Origin of the sequence: Halomonas sp. XH26, from assembly GCF_024138895.1 — a bacterium.
Classification (GTDB): Bacteria; Pseudomonadota; Gammaproteobacteria; order Pseudomonadales; family Halomonadaceae; genus Vreelandella; species Vreelandella alkaliphila.
Genome location: NZ_CP071889.1, coordinates 715474 through 739918 on the forward strand (window position 1 = coordinate 715474; position 24445 = coordinate 739918).

The 24445-nt window shown below is 52.2% G+C and carries 15 protein-coding genes, 1 tRNA gene and 1 pseudogene; 13 read left to right on the forward strand and 4 right to left on the reverse strand.

From position 1 onward, the window contains the following. The first annotated feature begins 59 nt into the window (after positions 1-59). Positions 60-146 (forward strand) — tRNA-Leu (locus tag J4377_RS03360). Positions 147-722: 576 nt separating this feature from the next. Next, positions 723-1763: a hypothetical protein gene (locus J4377_RS03365; protein WP_253486762.1), complete on the forward strand. Its 1041-nt coding sequence runs from the start codon at positions 723-725 to the stop codon at positions 1761-1763. A gap of 924 nt (positions 1764-2687) precedes the next feature. On the opposite strand, the gene J4377_RS03370 is transcribed toward J4377_RS03365, so the two are convergent. Continuing rightward, positions 2688-3671 carry an MBL fold metallo-hydrolase gene (locus J4377_RS03370; protein ID WP_253486764.1) on the reverse strand — a complete coding sequence of 328 codons (984 nt, stop codon included), beginning with the start codon at positions 3669-3671 and terminating at the stop codon, positions 2688-2690. Between the two features lie 109 nt (positions 3672-3780). On the opposite strand from J4377_RS03370, the gene J4377_RS03375 reads away from it, so the two are divergent. The 11 genes and pseudogenes from J4377_RS03375 (at position 3781) to J4377_RS03425 (ending at position 20188) form a co-directional block, all read left to right on the forward strand. Continuing rightward, the gene (locus J4377_RS03375; RefSeq protein WP_253486766.1) at positions 3781-4704 is read left to right on the forward strand and encodes a LysR family transcriptional regulator; all 924 of its coding nucleotides are present in this window, start codon (positions 3781-3783) and stop codon (positions 4702-4704) included. A gap of 401 nt (positions 4705-5105) precedes the next feature. After that, positions 5106-11561: a calcium-binding protein gene (locus tag J4377_RS03380; RefSeq protein WP_253486768.1), complete on the forward strand. Its 6456-nt coding sequence runs from the start codon at positions 5106-5108 to the stop codon at positions 11559-11561. Between the two features lie 196 nt (positions 11562-11757). Next, on the forward strand, positions 11758-12525 hold the full coding sequence (locus tag J4377_RS03385) for an AraC family transcriptional regulator (protein ID WP_038481501.1): 768 nt from the start codon (positions 11758-11760) through the stop codon (positions 12523-12525). 130 nt (positions 12526-12655) lie between these two features. Beyond that, positions 12656-13012 (forward strand): RidA family protein, encoded by a 357-nt coding sequence (locus J4377_RS03390; protein WP_095602695.1) that lies wholly within the window; start codon positions 12656-12658, stop codon positions 13010-13012. Between the two features lies 1 nt (position 13013). Beyond that, positions 13014-13949, forward strand: a complete 936-nt coding sequence (locus J4377_RS03395; protein WP_095602694.1) for an ornithine cyclodeaminase family protein — start codon at positions 13014-13016, stop codon at positions 13947-13949. 155 nt (positions 13950-14104) lie between these two features. Further along, entirely contained in the window at positions 14105-15178 is a 1074-nt protein-coding gene (gene dctP / locus J4377_RS03400) for a TRAP transporter substrate-binding protein DctP (protein WP_038481511.1), read from the forward strand. A 57-nt stretch (positions 15179-15235) separates the two neighbouring features. Next, positions 15236-15781: a TRAP transporter small permease gene (locus J4377_RS03405; RefSeq protein ID WP_038481514.1), complete on the forward strand. Its 546-nt coding sequence runs from the start codon at positions 15236-15238 to the stop codon at positions 15779-15781. 65 nt (positions 15782-15846) lie between these two features. Beyond that, positions 15847-17050: pseudogene (locus J4377_RS03410) on the forward strand (TRAP transporter large permease). Positions 17051-17068: 18 nt separating this feature from the next. After that, positions 17069-18118 (forward strand): histone deacetylase family protein, encoded by a 1050-nt coding sequence (locus J4377_RS03415; protein ID WP_253486770.1) that lies wholly within the window; start codon positions 17069-17071, stop codon positions 18116-18118. A 10-nt stretch (positions 18119-18128) separates the two neighbouring features. Beyond that, positions 18129-19235, forward strand: coding sequence for a class II histone deacetylase (locus J4377_RS03420; protein WP_253486772.1), 1107 nt, complete (start codon positions 18129-18131; stop codon positions 19233-19235). Then, a complete protein-coding gene (locus J4377_RS03425) occupies positions 19232-20188 on the forward strand; it encodes a branched-chain amino acid transaminase (RefSeq protein WP_038481525.1) in 957 nt (318 codons plus the stop codon). Before J4377_RS03420 ends, J4377_RS03425 begins: the two co-directional genes overlap by 4 nt. 47 nt (positions 20189-20235) lie before the next feature. Here the strand turns inward: J4377_RS03425 and J4377_RS03430 are convergent, their stop codons facing one another. The 3 genes from J4377_RS03430 to J4377_RS03440 are packed head-to-tail and all read right to left on the reverse strand — an operon-like array spanning position 20236 to position 24444. Next, a complete protein-coding gene (locus J4377_RS03430) occupies positions 20236-21345 on the reverse strand; it encodes a histidinol-phosphate transaminase (RefSeq protein WP_120385738.1) in 1110 nt (369 codons plus the stop codon). A gap of 25 nt (positions 21346-21370) precedes the next feature. Then, on the reverse strand, positions 21371-22753 hold the full coding sequence (locus J4377_RS03435) for an FAD-binding oxidoreductase (protein ID WP_253486773.1): 1383 nt from the start codon (positions 22751-22753) through the stop codon (positions 21371-21373). Between the two features lie 35 nt (positions 22754-22788). Further along, on the reverse strand, positions 22789-24444 hold the full coding sequence (locus J4377_RS03440; protein ID WP_253486775.1) for an ABC transporter ATP-binding protein: 1656 nt from the start codon (positions 24442-24444) through the stop codon (positions 22789-22791). Between the last annotated feature and the right edge of the window lies 1 nt (position 24445).

Genomic DNA, 24445 nt, shown 5'->3' on the forward strand with positions numbered 1-24445 from the left:
GATAAAGTCAGTCAATGTGATTGACCTGTGAAGTTATCTCCGTATAATGCGCAGCCATTGCCGGTGTGGCGGAATTGGTAGACGCAGCGGATTCAAAATCCGCCGCCTTTACGGGTGTGCCAGTTCGAGTCTGGCCACCGGCACCAAATTCAAGGGCTTAGCGATTTATCGCTAAGCCCTTTTTTGTGCCTGCTTGCCTAGTTTTTCCCTTCTCAGTTTTTTATGTATCCACTTTTTGTCCGCCGATATTTTTGGCACACTCCATGAAACAGTATGGCAAGTTGGCGTTGAGAAACGCTCTATCGTCATGAGGTGCTGGGACGTGGGGCGTATTACTCATTTCCATGCTGTATCTGCTCGCTGTGGTATGTTGTGATATTTTAAGAATCATTAAAGCTTTATCTAGTAGATGATTGCATCGATGTGTCAATTAACTGGTAGATGCAGACATGGGTATTTGCCCGCTGACATAGCTCAACATGAGAGAAATTCGTTAGGCTGGGGTATTAGATAGTGGGGGGAGTAGCAACTATTTGACTTTAATTAAAAATTTTGAAGGGTGAGCAATGGCCGAAATTTGGCTACTAACTGGAATGACAGACGAGGCGTGCGGACAAGTAAGCCCCGAAATAGAGAGGGCTCGCCGCGAGTTGAAGCAAACAGGGACGGATACCGACTAGCACAACGGGTTGTGGATAGATGGTTCCAGGGAGGTAGGGGTTGTGGATAGTAATTTAAATGCTTATGTAACAGGTAACGCATTAAAAAGAATAAGTTTTATATTGGATAAATATTTAAGTAATGAATTAGAGGATAATAATAAAGATAACGAGTGTTTTAGAGAAGCCATTAGGCTTATGCTAAAGTCTTGCGATTATTTAATGAATAGTGACGGTGATTTTTATGAGAATGTACCTACTTGGAATAACGTTTTAGAGAGCGTTAGCTTAGGTAACCGGTTTGATCAAGATGCAGTGGTTGAGTATTTTTGCTTTCTTTATATTTATAGCAATGAAGCGATTACTGCGTATGGTGAAGGAAGCCCTGTTGAAGAAGCATTATGGCTAACGAAGAAATCATTTGAACTTTTAGTGAAAATTCCAAGCGGTAAAGAATATGAAGAAAAAATAAATAAAAAAATTTATATTTATGATAATAAAATAAGATATAGATTGATTGAAGAAAGAGCTGTGGCAAAATTTGAAGATAAGCTGGCGACGCAAGTTAAAGAGGCTATAAAAGAAGAGCATGAACTAATAAAAGACATGGATAAAAGGTTAAAGGTTAATGCAGAAGTTCTGGAAAGCATAGAAGATGAGACTGGTTTAACCTCCATTTTTTCAGGTATGAAAGACTTTTCTAAGCAAATAAAAAGTAATCTTAGGCGAGTTAGAGGTGTTCTAAATAAAATTATTTTTAGTATGTACATTACTCCCATTTTTGCATTTCTTTTTTATATTGCTTTTGATCCTGGATATGGTCTTTTTTTAAGTGGTGTTTCTATGATGTTTGTTTTGGGTTATTTCCTTAGAATTAACCTGAGAAAAGAAGATCAGTATGAACAAATGCTAGCTAAGATAGAAAATAGAATTGCTATATCCATTTTTCATAAATATAGAATAGGAGAAATGGATTCCAATGAAGCCTTATCGGCTACTGAGAAATTCCATGGCCTAATGTATAAAGACTTGGAAACAAGTGAATGGAATGCTCCAGATGTAAGCGACAACTTAATAGAAATAATTAAAGCCATAAAAAAATAACTAATTACCAGAATAACTAGAAACCTCTCCATTAAAGATAATCACTGCATGACGGCCGTTCTGGAAAGGACGGCTACCATCCCAATTCAGCCGACGAAACAGCCGCACCACCATAGGTGTAACTAGATATACGCGTTGGTGGCCTACCGAGCCTGCTTATCAACTGCCTATCTCAAAGGATATCGAGCGCGTGCCTTTACTCTAGCATTGCGGCGCTCTATGTCGGTTTGATGTCGGTTTGATGTCGGTTTAGATACGGCAAGTAAAGGCGCGGACGGGGTGGAGTCGTCACGGATCGGGAAGGCTGAGGATGTGCGGTACCCTTCGGTGGAGCAATGATTGTTAAGTTGTTGGTATCGACAGTTTCAGAGTTGCCGTTGACACAAGGGAAATCTTGAAAGGTGGTATGGTCATTCTCGACACACTTGAAAATCTCAGCGTGAGCGGTAACCGGAAGAACAAATAGGAACGCGAGCAGCGCTGTTTTTTTCATCGTCCATGATGCCTAAGTGAATATCGGTTACGAAAGATTGCCAAGAAAATTTTGGTTTTGGGGCGTAGGAGGATAAGTTTTTTTTGAAAATGCTCGTTTTGGCATGGCTTAAGGGAAGTGGAAAAAAACTGTCCATCGCTGTATGCCAAAGCAGGTCAAAGCAGGCTGTTGATAAAGCAGAGAAGCCAGATACGGGCAGTGTGCTGTAACGTGCTAATAAGCAAAGGCTTCAAAATCCGCCGCCTTTACGGGTGTGCCAGTTCGAGTCTAGCCACCGGCACCAAATTCAAGGGCTTAGCGATTTATCGCTAAGCTCTTTTTTGTGTCTGTTTACCGTTGTGGTTAGGGCATGATCGCAATTATTTAGCAGTGACCGCATTGCCCAGCGCCGTCCAATCGTTTGTCGTGCATGGGCAAATAATGGCTATAGATCAGACGTCTGCGCGATAATTGACGGGCACCCAGTCAAACATCGTGCTGTCTTCGACCACGTATCCGATGCCTGGGAATGCGATATGGCAACCAGCTACCATGTACCTCTCCGCTACCGCTTCGGCAAAGGCCGCTTCGCGAGTGATGACAGCCAGGTCCGGGTCAACATCAAAGGCAATCGCCACGCCTGGTTCGTCGAATTGAATGACATCGCCATGCGTGATATCGCCCCAGTAGACGAATTTTTCGCCTTTGCTTTCAAACCATAAGGCACTGTGACCAGGGGTATGGCCTGGGCGATGGGTTGAATTAATCACGCCTGGAATGGCTGGCATATCCGTGTCGTAGGTTCTAAGCGTGTCGCTGTCGATATAGGGCTTGGTTGACGAGACCGCCTGATCAAAGAACTGCTTGGCGTCGTCTGGGGCCTTGTCACGATTTTCGGCACTAAGCCAATACTCCGCATCCAGTTTTGGTACATGGACCATCGCGTTGGCAAACACTTTGTTGCCATTCAGGACAAGTCCACCGACATGGTCGGGGTGAATGTGGGTAATTACCACATCATCGATCTGATCGGGATGATAGCCCGATGCGATGATATTGCTTGTCAGTTTGCCCAAGGCTGGGCCCATCAGATCACCGGTTCCTGCATCCAGAAGAATCAGCCGATCACCGAAATTCAGCAGATAGGCATTAACTGACAGATGGGTTGGCGTGCCTTGAAACGCATTGGCAAGTGCTGTGCGAGCCTGTTCGGGGGTGATATTCAGGTAAAGGTCGGCGATCGGAAACAGGCCCGTACCATCCGAGAGTGCGGTGACTTCGACATCACCGACCATCAAGCGGTAATAGCCCGGCGCCTGCGTGCCAATTAGCGGCGCACTGGCTGCAGCGTGTAATGGGATGAAAACGGTGCTGGCGGCTGCACCAACGGCCATAGCAGCAAGCGAACCTTTAAGCATATCTCTGCGTGACAGCATAAAAACACCCTCTCTCAATCAATCAACAGGCCAGAATTCAACCGGCGGTTTGTAACGCCATGAGGAAAAGGTATATTCCCATTGGTCAGCAATCAAATCGATGCCAATCATGGATAATATTGATCATTTCAATTTAGGCTCCTTCGACCTCAATCTTATGGTCGCGTTTGACGCAATGATGCAAGAGCTGAGTGTCACCAAATCTGCCGAGAAACTCCGTATTGGTCAGTCGGCAATGAGTCATAATTTATCGACACTGCGGATGTTATTGCAGGACGATCTTTTCGTTCGTGTCGGGCAGAAAATGCAGCCAACGGCCAAAGCCCGAGCGCTGGCTGGGCCGGTGCGAGTAGCGTTGACACAGGCGCAAAATGCGCTTCAGTCATCGGATAGTTTTGAGCCGCAAACAGCAGACCGGATTTTTCGGGTGGGTATTGCCGGTGAAATGGAGATGGTTCTGCTACCTGCCTTGATGGATCGGTTGCAATCAACGGCACCGGGGGTTCGGCTGCTAAGCCGTGCGATTACGGTCGAAACAGTGGATATGATGATGGATTCGGGCGAAATTGATTTGGCTATTGGCTGTAAACAGTCTCGTCATCTAGGAGAGGTCCTGTTCGAATCTAACATAGCATGCTGCTTTAATGCCGATCTCTGTCGATTGGTACCGCCATTATCGCGTGACGATTATCTTGGCGCACGGCATGCTGTTCTGTCCCAGACGGCAAATGTCGCGGGCTGTGTTGGTGATGCTTTGGAAGCATTGGGAATAGAGCTCAATGTCATCTTAGCGGCGCCTGATTTTATGCCGCTGCTTGCTGCAGCACGCAATGCACCTGTCGTGGCAACAGTGCCTAGAAGGATTGCCGTGCAGTATGCACCGTTATTCGGGCTTGCATTTTGTGAAATGCCGATTTCACTTAATTTCCCACCGGTAACTATGAATTGGGCGATATGGACGGACAAGGATGTCGGACTGAGTTGGTTGCGAGATCAAATCAGGTTAGTGATTGACGATATCTCTCGGAGTTAATTGGCCATTACTGCATAGTAATTCATGAAAGCTTGCTGAATACAGCTCCCATTGAAAAGCCGACATTCGCTTCCCCAAAAGCATATCGCAGCGGGCTGAGAGCTAATGAGGGGGGGAAGTCTGCTTTTTACGATCTCTTTTCATCTGGCCGTTCTTTTCGGCTGATTCCATTGCGTGCTACCGCATTTCAGTGGTGGCGATGCGTCTAATGCTCTGTTACCGCTATATAACCAGCCTTTTTCAGGGTTTGGCTAATACTTCTTTGTGGAATACTTAGGCCTATTTTTCTAATGCGTCTGATAAGCACAGTGTACGTGCAGGCGTGTGGGCGATATACGCCAACCAGATATAAAAACGATTAGGCGCCAAGCGCCTGCGAACTTTCAGTGGAGAAGTGCTCAATGGCGATATCATCAGCCGATATTCTTAAGTCGACCCAGCCTGGCGTGATGAACGGCCACCTGCTCAATGGCGTCAGGGTGAGTTCAGTGGACTCACAGGGCGACTGGCAAGCGTTCGCTGACACCCAAGAGGGTGTGGCGCGCATAGAAATACCGACTGATCCGCAGGCACGCCTTGCTTTCGTTCGCCGTTGGATGGCGAAAAACCAAAAAGTGTTGAAGCGTGGTGGAATGGCGGCAACGCTAGTACTGCCGCTGATGGCTCAGCAGGCGATGGCTGATGACATGGTCGCTGTTAATGACCTGCAAGGGGTTGATGAGGTTATTCGCCAGCCTAATGGCAGCCTGACATTGGTAATGGATAACGGCCAACGTATTTATCTAGCGGCTGCCGATGTTGAACTTGAGGGCGGCCGTGTGGTGGTCGATATCACAGCGCTCATGGAAAAGTTGGATGCCGACAGCGGCCTTCTTGTGCCGTTAAGCCAGTTGCCCAATGTGCAGACCTGGGAGCTGTTGCCTGATGGTAATGTAATGATTACCCGCGCAGATGGCTCGCTGTTGCTCGTGGAGCGTGGCGCCGTGGTTCAACAGGGTGATCTTTTGTTAATCAGCCCGAGCAGTGCGTTGCAGCAAGGTGTGGCAGAAAGCACTGACTTTGGCACGCTGCTCTTTGTGCCTAGTGCGTCTTTTTCACCTAGCGTTAGCGGCAGCGAAACCACGCCAAGTAATGCAAATGCCACAAGCGGTAGCAGCACCCCAGTTAGCTCTTTTGGCGATATTCCTCCCTGGCTTTACCTCGGTGGTGGGGCGTTGGCGTTAGGTGCGGCCGCAGCAGGTGGCGGCGGCGGCGGGGGAGGTGGTGATTCCTCAACACCGCCTGCACCAGAACCAACTACGACCAGCGGCTATGTGATTGATGGCTATATTGCTGGTGCCACCGTTACTCGTGCCGTCAATGCTAATCAAGTGGAAACCGACAATAGCGGTTTCTTCAGTGGCCTGCAGGGCAGCGGTATCTTGACGGCCACAGGTGGCGTTGATATTGCCACTGGGCTGCCGTTCAACGGGGTGTTGCGAGCGCCAGAAGATGCCACGGTGATCACGCCGTTGACCACCATGATGGTTCAGTTATCGGCGCAGTTCGATATTAACGACGCCACATCACAAAGTGTCATTAAAACTGCATTGGGATTAGATGAACGCGTTGATTTGCTGACTACCGATCCACTGGGCGATCAATCCGCTAGCGTTGAGTTGCTTGTCGCGGGTGTTAAAGTTGCTGGCTTGCTAGCGATGGCCGACAGTGCGGGCATTAGCAGTAGCGACGCGCTTTCACTACTTGCCAACGCACTCAATCAAGCCAATGAAGCGGGGCGTGAGCTGACCAATCAGCAAATGGCTGATGCATTAGGGCTGCCTTCTATTGCCGGTCAGGTAAAACAAGCGCTAGACGCTATTGATAACGCCGGGGCAGACGTTAATCTTGATGCTTATCGGGACGGCGACAGCAACCCACTTCGCGATGCTCAACAAGCGGTTCAAAACCCCAACAGCGATCTTTCTAATACGATTGATGTTCGCGCTGATCTTCCTTATCTCACGCTTCAAACCGCGGTTAATCTTGCGCAAAAAGGAGACTTGCCCTCTCAGTACTTGATCAACCCTGATCAGGCGTTCTCTGCGGGTACGTTGGGATTGACCGTTGCCGCCGACCGCTTGGCGCTGGTGGAGAAGATCTTAGCAGGTGATTACGATGTTGGAACGGCGCCTATCGAGCTTTCCGACATTTACACTTGGTCAATTCGCGCTAGCGTCGAAGATGTGTTGGTGACTGGCGGTTTGGAGCGCCCCGCCGTTTTAGGTGCTGAGCGCGTTACGCTAACGGATGAAACGATCCGGCCGGACCAGTTCGCAGACTTGAATACGCTGGATAACTTTGTGCTTGGCAGCACCGTGGTGCCTTACACGCTTGAAGAGGCGCTGAAAACGGCAGAAATGCCCGCAAACTACACGTTAGATCCAGAAACGCCGTTTGTTAATAATGAATTAAGCCTGCGTGAAGCGGCAGAGCTTATTGATGAAACACGGCTGTTAACGGATCGCGCGCTGAACACTGGGGATGATGGTTTAACACGTGAGATGTTGTTGAACTGGACCATCCTCGATAGTTTTGACAACGTGATAAACGCTTCCAGTGCTGACCCGCAGCTTAATGAGGCCCGCCGTGTCAGTGTCACAGAAGCCGTCATTACGCCAGAGCAATTTAAGCAGCTCTATGCGCTGAGCAATTTCGAGCTAGGTGCCACAGAAGTAGGCTATACGCTTGCACAAGCTCTTGATGCAGCACCGCTGGCCAGCAACTACATCATTGATCTCGATGCTCCTCTTAATGTCGGTACCGTGACCGTCGCACAAGCCGCTTCAGCCTTTGCCGATGTTTCGCGTGTTTTGGAAGGTGCCAACAATCAACCGCCACTGACGCTATTTCAATGGGCCGTCAGTGATAGTGCTAGTGCCATTATTGCGGATATCAACGATGGCCACGTCGCTGGCGCTAACCCCGTCACGATTAGTGACCGTGCGATAACCGTTGATGAGTTTGACCAGCTTAATACGCTGGATAACTTCCAGCTAGGCGACACCGTTGTAGGCTACACCCTGGCACAAGCAATCGCTGCTGACGTGCTTGCCGATAACTACGAAATCGCCCAACAGCCGCCCTTTAATGCGGGCAGTGTTAGTGTGTTGGAAGCAGAAGATACGCTCGCGACCGTAGAAAACATTCTGGCGAATGCGCTGAACCCAGAAACGCCCAATGTCGATCAACTCTTCAACTGGACAGTGCTTGATACGGTTGACGCTATTTTGGATGCGGGTGATGTTGCCCATTTACTGCGTGCCAATGCCGTCAACGTTAGCGATGGTGTGATTACCTTGGCACAGTATGAAGCCCTAACAGGACTTCAGAGCAATTACGTACGCAGCGGAGAAACCGTTGAGTACACCCTTTCAAGCGCCATTGCTGCTGACAATAGTGATTCGCTGCTCAATAATTATGCGATCAATCTAGAGGCGATTCGTGAGGCTGGCGAAGTCACCGTGGAAGACGCACGTGACGCGTATACCCAGGTCGTCGAGTTGGCGAAAAACGCTGAAAATAGTGCTGAACTGAGCGAAAACCTGCCATTTAGCTGGGTAGTGGTCGATAACGCCAATACTATCATTGGTGATATTGCTGAAGATCACGTGATGTTGGCGGATCAGGTGCGTGTCGCTAATGTAGGAATTAATCAATCCCAGTACGAACGCTTGGCCATGTTAGAAAACTTTGAACTGGCCGCCACGGTTGTTCGCTATACCCTAGAAGGTGCTATCAGTACCGACATTGAACTAGCGGACAACTATCAAATTGCACCCGATGTTTACAGCCCAGGAGAGCTCAGCGTTGCTGGTGCTAGTTCTGAGCTTGCTCGTGTTGAAGACATAATAAGCGGCGCCAATAACGCCGATGGGCTAGACGCTGACGAGCTATTCAACTGGGTGATTAATGATACTGCTGAGGCGATTTTAGCCGTTGAGCAGGGTGCATTGCATATCGCCCTTGCTGACGAACTTCGTGTCACCGACCCAACGATTAGCATCGGCGAATACAATGCGCTGTTAGCGATTGAAAGCGATAATGTCGGCTACCTGCGTGGCGACGAGCAGGTGGAGTACACGCTAGCACAGGCGTTTAGCGTCGGTATCGACGATGTCGTGGCTAATTACATCATCAGTACTGGCGCGTTATTTGCCCCGCAGCCATTGACTGCACAGTCTGCTATTAATGATCTGGCCGCTGTGCGCCAACTGCTAGATAGCGCCGAAAACGCGCCGAACCTCGGCAGCGTTTATACCTGGAGCGTGCTTGATAGCTACACTAATATCCAGGCGCAGTTAAGGGCTAATCTCCCTGAAGGGTTGCAGCTTGCGGATACCATTCAAGTCACTAACCTCACCTTAACCGCAGCACAATATGAGCGTTTGGATACGACGCTGAACAACTTTAGCTTAGGTGATACGACCGCAGTAACCTATGCCGATATTAGCGATGCGCTGCGTGCCGAAGAGGCCGATCTGCTCGCACCAGCAGGGCGTTTTAGTCTGCTAGATGACACGACAGCCAGGGTGGAAACCTTAACTGTCGTAGACTCCGCCGACACCTTGGCAAATATCCGCACGGTATTGGAAGCGGCTAACGGTCTTGAAAATAACAATGAAACCGTTCAAACCCTGTTTGACTGGACGGTAAGCGACACAGCTGACAACGTTATTCGTGCGATCAATCAGAGCCACGTAACGCTGGCTGGCAATGTCACGATTACGGATGATCAAATCACCTACGCGCAATATCAGTCGTTGACGACCCTAGGTAACTATCAGTATGCCGATGACCCCATTGAGGTGCTGTATACCCTAGAAGAAGCATTAGAGATCATTGACGAAGAGGGTGTTGAAAGTCTCAATAAAGATCCAAGCGATAACAGTGTGGGTTATCGCATTGCTGATGAAGAGCTGTCCGTGGGTACCTTCACCGCTGCTGACGTTAAACCGTTGGTGGATAAAGCACTATCTGCACTGGCAAATGCCAATGGGCCCACGCCAGCAGTAAATGCACTACTGAAATGGACGGTTGTTGATACGGCAGCTGCCTTGCTAGAGGCTCAGGCTGGCACTGAATTCCCGTTGCATATCACTGGCGCAGAGCAGGTATCAGTTAATAACGACATTCTAGCGATTGCTGATTTACAGCGTTTACAACGGTTAGATAATTTTGAGCTTGGCGATACGCCCGTGCGATTTATCTTAACCAGTAACTTAACGCTGAATCAGATTGAAAGCATTGCCAATAGCTATGAAATCTCCCCAAACAGTGGTGAGCTACCCAATTTCTCACTTGCTACGGTTGCTGATGCACAAGCCCGATATCAGTCGGTTCAGGCAATTGTCGATGGTGCGCTAAACAGCCGTGATGTCAGTGTGGAAGTGCTGCAAACGTGGAGTATTACCAGGGCTCAGGCGGATGATTTATTAGCGGCGAGTGATGAAGCGTGGGTAACGGGCGCTACTACTATCAGCTTGGAGTTGGGAACTGATGAGCTCCTGAGCGCCGAGCAGTACGAGGCGTTTGTCGCGCTAGGCAATGTGACGCTCGATAGCGTGGAAGTGGGTTACTCCTTACAAGAAGCGGTTGCCGTAATAAATGCCGGAGAGGTATTGCCTGCCAGCACCGATGAGCGCCCGGGTAGCTACCAAGTGCTGGCTGACCAGCTTTTTGATGCCTCCTCGTTAACCGTCGCGGAAGGTGAGCAACTGCTAGCCACCGTCGCCTCCATTGTGGCAGGTGCCAACAATGCCGCTGAGCTGGACCGCGAAACGTTGCTGAACTGGGTGGTGGAAGATAGTGTCCAGCAGCTCATGGACGCTATCGATAGTGACGTACTATTAGCGGCGAGCAGTGTACGCGTCAATACTGATGAGATCGGTTATCAAGATTTTGAAGTGCTCAGCGAGCTAAAGAACTTTGACCAAACAGGGCTAACAGTGTCTTACCCCCTAGCGGATCTGGTACAGCGCTCTATCAGCGGGGGAAGCATCCCTGAAAATTACGCGTTAGAGACCGATCAAAGCGCATTTTTTGATGCTGGATTGTTGGATGTTCGCGCGGCGAAGGAGCTATTTGATACCGCCAGTACACTGCTGGACGGCGCGGTAAATAACGACGTGCCTCTCTCCTCGCTAACCTCATGGGTAGTGCAGGATACCTACAGCAATATCTACACCCTTAATGTCGCAGGCAATGGTGGGGTTCCTGCTGATTTTCTAGTCGATGATGCCGCAAGCATTGTCGTCATTGATGACCCGCTTAACAGTGACGATGAGCAGGATCTGAATATTGCCTTTACGGTCAATGGCTACGAGCATCAGCCGGGTGCTGAAGTCGGAGGAAGCATTGATCAACTTGCCCAAACCTTTACGGTGGATGGTCAGCCTGGTGGCGAGGTGATGAGCATCACCGACTTCCGCGTCGGTGATGTGCCAGGTGCTGACGAGTTACGCGTTGACCTGACCGCCGATGAGTTCGCAGCACTGCGCGGCGAGGGGACTGGGCTTGTGATCAGCGAAGAGGTGCAAGCGCTAGACGTTAATGACGCCTTCTCCGTGTTCACGACCGCTGAATTTGAAAGCAGTGTTGATTGGCTTGATCAACTTGGCCTGGAAACCGGTGACGTGGTGTATCTCTTAGCCGGAGATGGCAATACGCCAGACATCGCCGATGATGCGCTGCTGCAGCGTGTGGAAGCACTCTCAAACAGTGCGTTTGATACAGACACGCTAGCGTCGTTCGAGGCTATTAATCTTGGCGACTTTGACAACGTTAACTGGAATACCAATTACAACACGATGACCTAATGACATTGCCAAAGCGGTACTGGACTAGCTTAGCAGCTACCGCTTTTTACAGATCAGCGTAGTTATCTGTAACTAGCCATTAGTTAAATTGCTTTACGCAAAAAGAGAGCGTTAGCCAAGCGTTAGCGTTCTCTCGCTTTTCTATGGTCAGCCGTTTTATAGTGCAATCGTCAACGTAGAACCAAACGGTACGTCCATGGTCCAGTTTGAGCTGCATAACCGTAATTTAGCCCCCGAACAGGTATCCCACTCACACGATTTTCACCAGTTAATTCTGGCAACGTGTGGCGTGACTGAGCTTGCTATGGAAGGGCAGAGCGAGCGTGTCACGGCACGCCGTGGCTGCTTGATCCCGTCTTCTCGACACCATGAGTACCAAGGCGATGGCAGTAACCGCACGCTGGTGTTGGACATTCCTGTTAAGCACTTGGCGGTGTTGGAAAAAGGCAGTGAAATCGAGCGGCTATTCGACAAACCACGTTTTTTTACCGTACCTCCGGCGCTTAATCAGCTGACCCATGCCTTAACGAATCAGTTGGAGCAGTGCCCCGCGCTGCAAAATGAAATTGCCGTGCTGCTGCTTCGAGCGCTGTATATGTACCTTCAAGATGAGCCGAAGCAAGTTGCTGACCAGATCGGTGTTCGCTGTATCAGCGAACGGCTTGACCTGGAAAGGCTGGATGCGTGGCTGGATCAGCACTTGGCGGACGATATTCGGGTTGAGCAATTAGCCGCATTATGTGCGCTAAGCCCTGGGCATTTTCATGCCTGTTTTCGTGACCTAACCGGTGTGACGCCATTAGCATATGTTCAGCGCAGACGGCTTGAACACGCCCGTACGTTGGTTCGGCACAGCGCACTAAGCCTGGGCCATATTGCCATGCTGGTTGGCTTCCGTGACCAAGGAAGCTTTTCTCGCGCCTATCGGCGTTACTTTGAAATTGCCCCCTCCTCAGACCGTTAGCTTGGCAAACAGAAATCATAGCTCGATGAGTTACAACACTTACGGGCAAATTTGCCAGAGTTTCGGGCAAGCACGTCGCTCATCATCATCGTAGTCTCAAGAGGAACCTCATTTTCCTTGGAGAGACACCATGAGCGTTACCTATCAAGACAGCAATGCCCGCATGAGCCAAGTCGCGATTCACAACGGCACCGTTTATCTCGCTGGCCAAGTGCCCAGTGATGCAACGGCTGATATGCGTGGCCAGACCGAGCAAGTGCTCGCGCGCATTGACCAACTGTTAGCCCAGGCAGGCACCTCGAAAGAGCAGCTTATCTCGGCGCAAATTTGGGTCACCAGCATGGCCGAGTTTGACCAAATGAATGCTGCTTGGGATGCCTGGGTAGTGCCTGGACGCCCGCCTGTACGTGCAGCGATTGAAGCCAAGCTTGCCAAGCCGGAGTGGAAAGTAGAAATCATGGTTGTTGCTGCGCTGCCGGAGGCTTGATATGCGGGTTGTGTCTGCGGCGGAAGTGGAACGCTATCTAACCTGGGAAGGTTTGATTAAGCGGCTACATACCACCTTTGTGAACGGCGTTGAATCTCCGCCACGCCATCATCACGCGATGCATCGCCCCGACGGTGAAGCCACCATGCTGCTGATGCCTGCCTGGGAGCCAGCAGGCTATATCGGCGTCAAAATGGTCAACGTCTTTCCCCAGAATGCCCAGCACAATATTCCTGCTATTTCAGGGCTGTATTTGCTTAGTGAAGGTAAACACGGCCAACCACTAGCGTGCATTGATGGTAGCGAACTAACGCGCCGCCGCACAGCTGCTGCCTCTGCCTTGGCGGCACAAGCACTAGCCAACGAGGCGGCGGAAACGCTATTGGTGGTGGGAACTGGCAAGTTGGCCCCTATGGTCATTGAAGCCCATGCCAGCATTCGACCAATCAAACGTGTGTTGGTGTGGGGCAGGAACCCTGAAAAGGCTTCTGCTATCGCCGAGGCCTATGCCGACCGATTTGACACCCAGGTCGTTAGTGATCTGCAAGACGCGGTTGTACAGGCTGATATTGTCAGCTGCGTCACGCTCTCCACAGAGCCGCTAATTAAAGGTGAGTGGTTAACACCGGGCACGCATGTTGACCTTATCGGCGCCTTCCGCCCCCAAATGCGCGAAACCGATGCTGAGTGCCTACGTCGATCTGTCGTATTTGTGGACACCTATGCTGGGGCTAAGGGCGAAGCCGGCGATATTCTTCAGGCAATCGACGAAGGCGCGTTCCGTTTCGAGGATATCAAGGCAGAGCTTGCTGAGGTGCTTGCGGGAACTAAGCCAGGTCGGCGCTCTGCAGAGGCCATCACGCTGTTTAAGTCAGTTGGCGCATCGCTTGAAGACTTAGCCGCGGCCATTGAAGTGTGGGAGGCCATTAACCAGTAGCTAACAGCCAGTAACTAACAGAGAGCCGAGTAGCTAACAGGGAGTCGTCACGTTCGCCTTCTACGGCTTTAACAATAACGATAATAAAACGATCGCTTACGAGTGGAAACGCCAGTCATAACGCAAACCAGCTAATAACCAAAACGAGGTAAGTTATGAAACCTACACAGTCTTTTTTATTCGCTGCCATGGCGGCTCTGCCACTGGCTATTGCCAGTGCCACCGCCCAGGCGCAGTCCTATGAAATGGTCATCGCCACACAGCTTCCAGAGGATATGAAGAATAACGAAATCTATCCTGCCCTGGTGCATTTCAAAAACCTTGTGGAAGCGCGTACCGATGGAGACCTTGAGGTCTCTATTTTTGGTGGTGGTCAGTTAGGTTCTGAAGTAGAAAACGGCTCAGAAGTGCAGGGTGGTCGTACCCTGCAATCGACCATTATGTCAGCGGGTGCAATGTCGTCGTTTTATGGCGACTACCAAGCGGTAACGGCACCCTTCTTGTTTACCAGCTGGCGCCAAGCGTGGAGCTTCTTTGACAGCGAATGGTTTGCTGACTTCATGTCCGGCACCGTTGAAGATGCCAATATGCGCTACTTAGGTACGTTCGATGATGGCGGTGGTTTTGTGGCCTTCACTAACAACGTGCGCTTGATTGAGACCATGGAGGATCTCGAAGGGCTCAATATCCGTACCGAAGAGAACCCCGCTCACGTGGCTATCATGCGCTCACTTGGTGCTTCTGCCACGCCCCTCCCTTGGGGTGAGCTGATTACTGCCCTTGAAACGGGGCTAGCGGATGGCCAGTTCAACGCTCCTGTGCTGAATACCACGTTCAACTTTGATGCGGTAACGGACTACACCACCCTGACAGGGCATGTGTACAACAGTGCTCCTTGGGTCGTCAGTGAATCCTGGTATCAGTCGCTACCGGAAACGCATCAACAGGCGTTAATCAGCTCTGCCCGCGAAGCGATTCAACTGAGCCACGGTATGTCTGGTGCGCTTGCCACCGCCAGTTGGGTAGAGTCCTGCGAACGTTTTGAAGCTTGCTACCTGATGCCTGATGCCGAGCGGGAACGCATGGCAGAGGTTGCTCGACCCGCTTGGAAAGAGTGGATTGTCGATGACTTCGGTATGGATGAAGCCCGAGTGCAGGGGCTACTTGACGAAGTCGAGCGGGTTGGTCAGCAGCTTGCAGATGATGATCTGCGCATATACGGCCAGTAAGACTTAGCGACGGACAAACGCTGGGGTAGAAAGGCTGCCTCAGCGTGAGGAATCACCATGAGCGTTTTACCCCCGTTACGCCGCCTAAGCGATCACATCAATCAGGCGGCGATTGTATTGTGCGTTGGCTGTATTTTATCGATGTTGGGTATTTCTTTTACCGCCTTTCTCTACAAGCTGTTTACCGGCAGCACGCTGAGCTGGACCTATTCACTGGCTCGGCTTTTTTTGCCATGGATAGGCTTTCTCTCCATGACCATTTCACTTCGCTATGGCGAGCATGTAGCGATGACGCTGCTAGTGCGTAGCCTGCCCAAAATCATGGTGAAAATAGCAGCGGTGATGTGTCTGGCAGTCCTCGGCTTATTTGCACTCATGCTTACTTGGTATGGCTGGGGCTACTTCACCAACGCGACTCAGGTCTACATGGTGTCGGATCAAATCCGCATTCCTAGCAAAGTGACGGCCATTGTTGTTCCTATCAGCGGCCTGATTATGTTGCTGCATCTCGTTCATGGCTTTGCACTGCTTGAGCACTTTACAAGCGAGCATGAGGTGATCGATGAGCTTCTTGAGAGTTCTGAAGGGGAGACCCGACCATGACGCCTACGATTATTGTATTTGTGCTGTTGCTGTTTATTGGGGCTCCCGTGGCGGTTGTTATGGCCATGTCCGGGCTGGCTGGTGGTTTCTCCCTGGGTGGAGAACGCATGCTCGGCATCATTGCTGACCGAATGTTTTCAGGGGTCTCTGGGTTTCTGTTAATTGCGGTGCCTTATTTTATTTTTACCGCCGAACTAATGAATCAGGGCGGACTAACCCATAAGCTGATTGCGTTTAATAATTCGTTATTTGGCCGTGTTCGTGGTGCACTTTCCCACGTCAATATTTCGGTATCGGTGTTTTTTGCCGGGTTAACCGGTGCCGCTGTTACTGACACCGTGGCAATCGGCAAAATCATGATTCCCGAAATGAAAAGGCAGGGCTACGACGCTGAGTATGCGGCCGCCGTTACGGCGTGTTCATCGATTATTGGGCCGATTATTCCACCCAGTGTGGTGATGGTGGTGTATGCAACGTTGCTGCGTGATATTTCGGTGATCGACCTTTTCGCGGGTGGCATTGTACCTGGGCTGTTGATGGCTTTAGCGCTGCTCGGCGTGAGCTTTTTCCTAGCCTGGAAACGGGGTTATCCCAAACAGGCGCCCACGCCGTTTAAAGTAGCGCTGATGTCGTTTGTGGTTGCGCTGCCTGCCATGGTGGTGCCGCTGATTATTCTGGGTGGCATTCTGTCGGGCTTAACCACCATCACTGAAGCCTCTGGGTTTGCGGCGGTGTATGCCATCGTGATTGGCGTCGTATTTTATCGGAATCTCACTTGGCGAAAAATTTGGGATGCGCTGGTCGTGACCGTACGCTTCTCTGGGGGTGTTTTTCTTGCTTGCCACCTCGGCGGTACTGGGCTGGTTTGTAACACGCTCAGGGATTGCCAGAGACGCTGCCGGGCTTATTACCACCTTCAGTGATGCCGCCTTCCTACAGTTAATGCTGGTGTGCTTACTACTGTTGGTGATTGGTACGGTAATGGACGTGTTACCTGCGCTCGTAGTGGTTGCGCCCGTACTTGTGCCAGCCATGATTCAGCTGGGTTTTGACCCGCTGCATTTCGCCATATTGATGATTGTGGTGCTTAACGTTTCCAATGTGACTCCCCCAGTGGGGATGACGCTGATGACGGCGGCCCGAATAGCCGAAGTGCCTTATGAGCGGGCCATTGTGGCATCACTACCATTTTATGTGGCTTTTATTGGCGTTATTGTGCTGTTAGCGGCATTTCCAGCGCTTTCAACCTGGATTCCCTCACTACTTTAAAAGGCGGATGTGCAACACATGAAGTGCTTCTACCACCCTGACCAGGACTACCATGCGCCGCCGACCTTTCTGCTGCGTGGACAGCCAGCACCATCACCGGAAGGGCCGGTGCGCGCTGAGCTGCTAAGCAAAGGGTTGGCCGCGGCTGGTTTGAGCCTGACGGCACCTAGTGAAACTGACTCGCCGATGCTGCGTAAACGTCTTGAGCAGATTCATACGCCGCGCTATTTACGCTTTTTGGAAACGATTTATGAGCGTTGGCAAGCACTGCCTAATGCAGCGGCGCTGGTGGCACCGAACGTTCACCCCTGTGGTGGTGCGAGCCACTACCCGAGTCACCCCGTTGGCCAGGCGGGCTGGCATTTGCACGATATGGCCTGCCCTTTAAGCGAAACAAGCTTCCAAGGAGCATTAGCCTCGGCTACGACAGCCGTGGCTGCAGCGGAGGAAGTGATGAGTGGTGCATCGCTCACCTATCCCCCTCGCGCTTATGCCTTATGCCGCCCACCGGGTCATCACGCGGGGCCGGATAACGCGGGGGGCTTCTGTTTGTTGAATAACGCTGCTCTGGCTGCCAGCGTGCTGCGTGAGAAATTTGCCAAAGTAGCGATCATTGACGTGGATTTGCATCACGGTAATGGTACTCAGGATATTTTCTACTCCCGCGGGGATGTCTGGACTGGCTCTGTACACGTCGACCCAAGCGTTTTTTATCCCTTCTTCTGGGGGGGCGTGGACGAGATAGGGTGCGAAGAGGGTGAAGGTGCCAACGTCAACTTGCCTTTGCCCTTGGGCAGTAATGGCGAGACCTATCTTAACGCGGTGGCCACGCTGATTGAGCAACTCAACCGTTACCAGCCAGAGGCGGTCGTGGTGTCTTTGGGGCTGGATGTCCACAAGGATGATCCGCTTGCCGGGTTAAGCGTGGAAACCGAAGCCTTTGTGGCATTGGGTGAGCTGTTGAGCGGTTTGTCGCAGCCCACCGTGGTGATTCAAGAGGGCGGCTATCCGACTGAGCAGCTAAGCGCTAACCTTGCCGCCTTTATGCGCGGTTATCAGAGAAGTTGAGAGACGCTCAATGAGTAAGACAGGGTTTTACTGGCACGAACGCTGCTTTTGGCACGACCAGGGGGCAATTGGTGTTTTTTCTGCTCCCGGTGAATTTCTGCAGCCGCAGCCTGCTTCGGAAAGCCCCGAAAGCAAGCGGCGACTGAAGAATATTCTTGAAGTCAGCGGTCTGATAGATGAACTGAGGGTGGTCAAACCACCCGTTGTCGCGCAGCAAGACCTGCTGCGCTTTCACACCCCACGTTATCTGCAAATGCTTGCGGAAGCCGATGCGAGTGGCGGTGGCAATGGCGGTGACTGCGCGCCCTTTACACCTGGTAGCTGGGCCGCCGCAAGGCACTCCGCGGGGCTTGCCGTCGCAGCGGTAGAGGACGTGGCGCTTGGGCATGTTAATAACGCTTATGCACTTTGCCGCCCTCCGGGGCATCACGCCGAGGCAGATCAGGGGCGTGGTTTCTGTTTGCTGGGTAATATCCCGGTAGCGGTGATGCGTGCCCGAGCCTTGGGGCAAGTGAAGCGGGTAGCGATTCTTGATTGGGACGTGCACCACGGTAATAGCCAGCAGTCGGCGTTTTACGCCGAGCCTGAGGTGTTCACCGTTTCCGTTCACCAAGCCGCGAACTATCCCCTTGATACAGGCAGTTTTGAAGAGCAGGGAGAAGGCGAAGGGCTAGGGGCGAATCTTAACCTACCGCTGCCGCCGGGCTGTGGTTTGGGCGCTTATCGCTATGCGATGGAGTCGCTGGTGTTGCCAGCACTGGAAGCGTTTAACCCAGACTTAATCGTAGTGGCCTGTGGCTATGATGCCTGTGCCAAAGACCCGCTAGGTAAGATGCTGCTCAACAGTGCGGCGTTTGCCGAAATGACCGCACAACTAAAGGCGCTTGCCGCCCGTTGCTGTCAGGGGAAGCTAGTCTTCGTCCATGAAGGCGGCTACTCAGAAGGCTATGTACCGCTATGTGGGCATGGCGTTATTCAAACCTTGGCTGGTAGCAGTATTCGTGTCCCCGACCCGCAAAACGATGAAATTGCTGCCTGGGGGTATCAGGCCTTACAACCGCACCAGCAAGCGCTAATCGATGGCTGGCGCCAACAGTGGGAGCAATGCACGCAATGACACCGCTTTATGATCGTGATGGCTGGATTTGGCAGGATGGTGAATGGCTGGCGTGGCGAGAGGCCAAGGTTCATGTGTTTACCCATACGCTGCACTATGGAATGGGCTGCTTTGAGGGCGTGCGCGCCTATGAAGGGGAGCAAGGAGCGGCACTGTTTCGCGTGGCTGAGCATACCCGCCGCTTAGCAGAGAGCGCCCACTCCTTAGATATTCCGATCGCTTTTAGCGAAGAGGCGCTGATCGAAGCTCAGCAGGAGTGCTTGCGTAAAAATCAGCTGACGAACGCTTATCTTAAGCCAACGGTTTTTCTTGGCGCGGAAGGCCTTGGTCTACGGGCCAAAGGATTAAGCACCCATGTGATGATTGCTGCCTGGGACCTTGGGCCGTATCTGTCGCCGCAGGCAACCCGCTGTGGGTTACGTGCGCTGACGTCTTCCTGGGCGCGCCACCACGTCAATATCAGCCTGTGCCGTGCCAAGACCAGCGGTCATTATGTGAATTCGATGCTGGCGCTGAATACCGCCGTGAAAGCAGGGTTTGATGAAACCATCATGCTCGACCCGGAAGGCTATGTAGCCGAAGCGTCCGCCGCTAATGTTTTCTTATTGCGCGATGGCGTGCTACACACGCCTGAAGTGACGTCCTGCTTGCAGGGCATCACCCGCGACAGCGTGATCCAGTTAGCCCGCGAGGCGCTGGGCATTGAAGTGCGCGAACGGCGCATCACTCGCGATGAGCTGTATACCGCTGATGAAGCGTTCTTAACCGGTACCGCTGCGGAAATTCTTCCTCTGCGTGAACTGGATGGCCGCCGCATCGGGGTAAGGGCGGGTGCGCCGGCAGTCGACGCGCCGATACCGGACGACAGTGTGACCGCGCGCTTGCAGCGCCTGTATCGCCAAGCAGTGCGTGGCGAGCTGGCCGCGTTCAAGCACTGGTTAACGCCCGCTTAGGTTTATTGCCCGCTATTCGCTAACGTTTGAAGAATGCCTGACAGCCGTCAGGCATTCTCTTTAATGGCCTGCTCAAGAATCGCCAGCTGCCCTGGTTCCAAAGCATCCGCGACGGCGGTGATGCGTAAGACATGACCAAGCGCTGGGTGAGTGGGGCGGGCGATTAAACGGCCTGCTTCCAGTAGCTCACGGTTTACCCGCTCGGCCAGTTCGGCAGTTGGTAAGCGAATGCCGATAAAGTTGGTGGCGCTAGGCAGTACGTCGGCACCCAGTGCTTGGAAATGAGCCGCTAACTGTTCCCTGCGTGCTTTTACTTCCGCAATATGTTGGTGGACTTCAGCTGGGTGATCGAGCACGATTTCTGCGGCTGCCTGGGTAAAGGTGGATACCGCGTAGTGAATGCGCACCTTCATCATCAATGCGAGCACATCAGGGTCAGCAATCGCATAGCCAATGCGTAAGCCTGCTAAACCGTGGGCTTTTGACAGCGTGCGTAGGCGAATGACTCCCGGAAGTGCCTTGGCAGCGAAGTCACTGTTGGCGTCATCACGAAAATCGCCATACGCCTCATCCAGCAGCAGCCAGCAGGTGTCCGGCAGTGCGTCGCGCAGCTTGAGAATGGCACTGTCGCTATGCAGATGGCCGCTAGGGTTGTCGGGGTTGGCTAAATAGACCAGCTGGGCGTTTTCCTGGTGTGCTGCCGCCGCTAGCGCCTCTAAGTCAGGGGCCAGTAGGCCTGGGGCTTCAACATAGCTAGGTTCTACTAAGTGGCAACCCTGGCCTTTCGCAAAGTAACCAAAGGTTGGGTAAGTGCCCGCCGTGCTAACCACGGTGTCGCCCGGTGTGCAGGTAGTGCGTAGCGCTAACGCGATTAGGCTATCGGCGCCGGCATCCACCAGCAAGTGATCGAGTGGTATACCCTGCTGGGCGCTTAGTCGCTGACGAACGCCGAGAGCTTCCGCATCGCCGTAACAATACACATGCTCGGCGACAGCATCGCCAAAATGTTCACGTAGCGCACGATGGGGCATGTCCAGCCCTTCATTAGAGCCCAATCGATGAGGGATTTCGCGGCCAATGCGGCGCTCCAAAACTTTAATCCCAGGAAACGGATTAAGGGGACCTTCACCAGTAAGATGATGGGGGTAGGAGGGCATATCGATATCCTAATAGTGAAAATTTTCAGCTCAAAATTTTACCGCGATTAAGCAACTGGTGTGGGTCAAACGCCTGCTTCAATGTGTGCATTAATTCAATTTCCGCCTGAGAGCGGCAGGTGCTAAGCCAGGGGCGTTTTTCCAAACCAATGCCATGCTCTGCTGAAACAGAACCTCCCAGTGCTTTAAGTGGCTCGTAAACCAGCGTTTCTACCGCGTGGCGCTCTTCTGGTGCATCGCTGCCAACGCTAACAGAAATATGCAGGTTGCCGTCGCCAAGATGGCCAAATACCACCAGGCGGCCATCTGGCCAGCGTTGTACCAGTTGCTTCTCTAATGCATCGGTATAGCGCTGCATATCGGCAATGGGGAGGCTGACATCAAAGGTCAATACGGGTGCCAGCCCCTTGATGAGCCCTTCAATATCTTCTCGTATCGCCCAGAGACCATCGCGTTGAGTGCTTGATTGAGCAATCACAGCATCAACGATTAAGTCGTGTTCAAATGCCTGTTCAAGCGCTTCGCGGAACTGCTCTGCATGGTGAGTTTCATCGTTGCCGAGTGACTCGATAATCACATAAAAGGGGTGTTCTGGTGGAATCGGGGGCGTGTGCCTCGCCAGCGTTTCAGTGAGCAGGCGATAGTGGTTTTGCCACATTACCTCAAACGCCCCCAGGCCACCCCCAAGCGCTTTGCCCATATGGCTTAATAGCCCGGTTAGCGCGTCAAACGAGTGGCAAGCCACCAGTGCCGTTTGCTCGCTAGGGGTAGGCGGCTGAAGCCGCAGCACGGCGCGAGTAATAATCCCCAGGGTGCCTTCACTTCCAATAAACAGCTGCTTTAAATCAAACCCTGCATTATTTTTCAGCATGCGATTCATGGAGCTGACAACACGCCCGTCGGCCATCACTGCTTCCAGCCCCAGTACTTGCTGGCGCATCATGCCGTAGCGAATCACCCTGACACCGCCAGCATTAGTCGCGATATTGCCGCCAATCGTACAGCTTCCCCGTGCGCCTAAATCCAACGGGAACTGCAGACCTACCTCATTAGCGGCTTCTTGAACCCGCTGAAGGGGGGCGCCTGCTTGTACCGTTATCGTGCCGCCGACCTGATCAATCTCTTCGATAGCGGTCATGCGCTCCAGGGAAATGACCAATTCTTCTGGGCTCGCCTCCGCGCCATGGACCAAACCGGTTAAGCCGCCGTGGGTCACGACGGGCTGTTTAAGCGCATGGCATGCCTGCATGACAGCCGCTAACTGTTCGGTGTCTGCCGGACGCACGATGGCGCCTGCTTGGCAGGGCGCGCCGGTCATCCAGTCAACACGGCGACTAGTGACATCATCGCCCGTGAGCACATGGGCAGAACCAACAAGTGTGCGCAGCGCCTCCAGGGTTATCTGCATGGGTGTTCCTTGGTAAATAGGTTGAAATTCAGCGATTAGGCGGTAGCCGCCACTGGCGCTTGACGACCAGGAATCGCATCAAGCAGTGACTGGGTATAGGCCTCTTTCGGCTGAAGGAATATTTGTTCAGCGCTGCCTTGTTCAACAATACGGCCATGCTGCATCACCACGATGCGGTCGCAAATTTGCGCGGCGACGCGTAAATCGTGGGTAATAAACAGCAGTGAAAGCGAAAGCCGTTGCTTCAACTCTTCAAGCAGTTCCAGTACCTGGGCTTGAATAGACACATCCAACGCTGAAACAGCTTCATCAGCGACAATCAGTTCAGGGTTTAGCGCTAACGCACGGGCAATGCCAATGCGCTGACGCTGCCCGCCGGAAAACTCATGTGGGTAGCGCTCCACGGCGCTTGCGCCAAGGCCGACTAGATCAAGTAGTTCTCCTGCCTGTTTGAGCGCCATATCTTTGGGTGTGCCATTGGCCATCGGCCCTTGCGCAATCGCCATGCCGACCCGAGTGCGTGGGTTAAGTGAGGCGTAGGGGTCCTGAAAAATCATCTGCACGCGGTGGCGTTCACGACGCAACGCGTCGCCTTTTAGCTGTGAAAGATTAACGCCATCCAGCAACAGTTCACCGCTGTCTGGGTGTTCAAGGCGCACCACACAGCGGCCAAGGGTGGATTTCCCCGATCCCGATTCACCAACAATACCCATGGTCTCGCCACGGGCCAGAGTTAGCGAGATATCATCCAGTGCGCGGACTTCTCGGGCTGGCTTAAACCAGCCCCCGCGTGAACGAAAGACTTTATTAAGCTGTTTGATCTCGAGTAGCGGAGCCACCTGGCTTGTTTCACGGTGGGGCGGCACTGCATTGCTGGGAATGGCGGCAATCAGTGCTTTTGTGTAAGCGTTTTGCGGATTTTCCAGCACCTCTTTGGCTTCGCCGATTTCGACAATCTTACCATGGCGCATGACACAGACGCGGTTGGCAATTTCAGCCACGACCCCAAAATCATGAGTGATAAACATCACCGCCATACCACGGCGGCGCTGTAGGTCACGAATAAGCTCGAGAATCTGCGCCTGGGTAGTCACATCCAGCGCCGTAGTGGGTTCGTCGGCGATCAATAGTACGGGCTCTAGGGCTAATGCCATGGCGATCATGACGCGTTGCCGCTGACCACCGGATAGCTCAAAAGGGTAGGCGCTGATGGCTTTTTCTGGCTGTGGTATACCCACTTCAATCAACAGCTCCAAGGCACGTTCTTGACGCTGTTTTGGGGTCAGTTGACCGTGCGCTTCAAACACCTCGGCGATTTGGGCACCCACTCGCATTAACGGATTAAGCGCGGTCATCGGTTCCTGAAAAATCATGCCGATTTTAAGGCCGCGCAGGGCGCGATGCTGCTTCTCGGTTAGGGTGATGACGTCTTGGCCGAGAAAGTTAACCTCACCTTGAACGGGGCGTACGCCTTTAGGGAGCAGGCCCATCACGGTGTTAGCGGCCATTGATTTACCCGAGCCGGATTCCCCGACTACGCACATGATTTCGCCGCGATTAACGTCGTAGCTAACGTTTTCCACCGCCAAGGCACGGTCGGCACCTTTGGGCAGTGCCACGCTTAAGTCACGAATGCTAAGCACTGTTTCAACTGATGGATTCTCTTTTTTAGAATCAATAGTGACCGTCATG

Coding starts and splice junctions, on each gene's coding strand:
- J4377_RS03390 (WP_095602695.1), top strand. CDS start 12,656: ATGAGCGTTACCTATCAAGACAGCAATGCCCGCATGAGCCAAGTCGCG.
- J4377_RS03370 (WP_253486764.1), bottom strand. CDS start 3,671: ATGCTGTCACGCAGAGATATGCTTAAAGGTTCGCTTGCTGCTATGGCC.
- J4377_RS03425 (WP_038481525.1), top strand. CDS start 19,232: ATGACACCGCTTTATGATCGTGATGGCTGGATTTGGCAGGATGGTGAA.
- J4377_RS03405 (WP_038481514.1), top strand. CDS start 15,236: ATGAGCGTTTTACCCCCGTTACGCCGCCTAAGCGATCACATCAATCAG.
- dctP (WP_038481511.1), top strand. CDS start 14,105: ATGAAACCTACACAGTCTTTTTTATTCGCTGCCATGGCGGCTCTGCCA.
- J4377_RS03385 (WP_038481501.1), top strand. CDS start 11,758: ATGGTCCAGTTTGAGCTGCATAACCGTAATTTAGCCCCCGAACAGGTA.
- J4377_RS03415 (WP_253486770.1), top strand. CDS start 17,069: ATGAAGTGCTTCTACCACCCTGACCAGGACTACCATGCGCCGCCGACC.
- J4377_RS03375 (WP_253486766.1), top strand. CDS start 3,781: ATGGATAATATTGATCATTTCAATTTAGGCTCCTTCGACCTCAATCTT.
- J4377_RS03440 (WP_253486775.1), bottom strand. CDS start 24,444: ATGACGGTCACTATTGATTCTAAAAAAGAGAATCCATCAGTTGAAACA.
- J4377_RS03420 (WP_253486772.1), top strand. CDS start 18,129: ATGAGTAAGACAGGGTTTTACTGGCACGAACGCTGCTTTTGGCACGAC.
- J4377_RS03395 (WP_095602694.1), top strand. CDS start 13,014: ATGCGGGTTGTGTCTGCGGCGGAAGTGGAACGCTATCTAACCTGGGAA.
- J4377_RS03430 (WP_120385738.1), bottom strand. CDS start 21,345: ATGCCCTCCTACCCCCATCATCTTACTGGTGAAGGTCCCCTTAATCCG.
- J4377_RS03380 (WP_253486768.1), top strand. CDS start 5,106: ATGGCGATATCATCAGCCGATATTCTTAAGTCGACCCAGCCTGGCGTG.
- J4377_RS03435 (WP_253486773.1), bottom strand. CDS start 22,753: ATGCAGATAACCCTGGAGGCGCTGCGCACACTTGTTGGTTCTGCCCAT.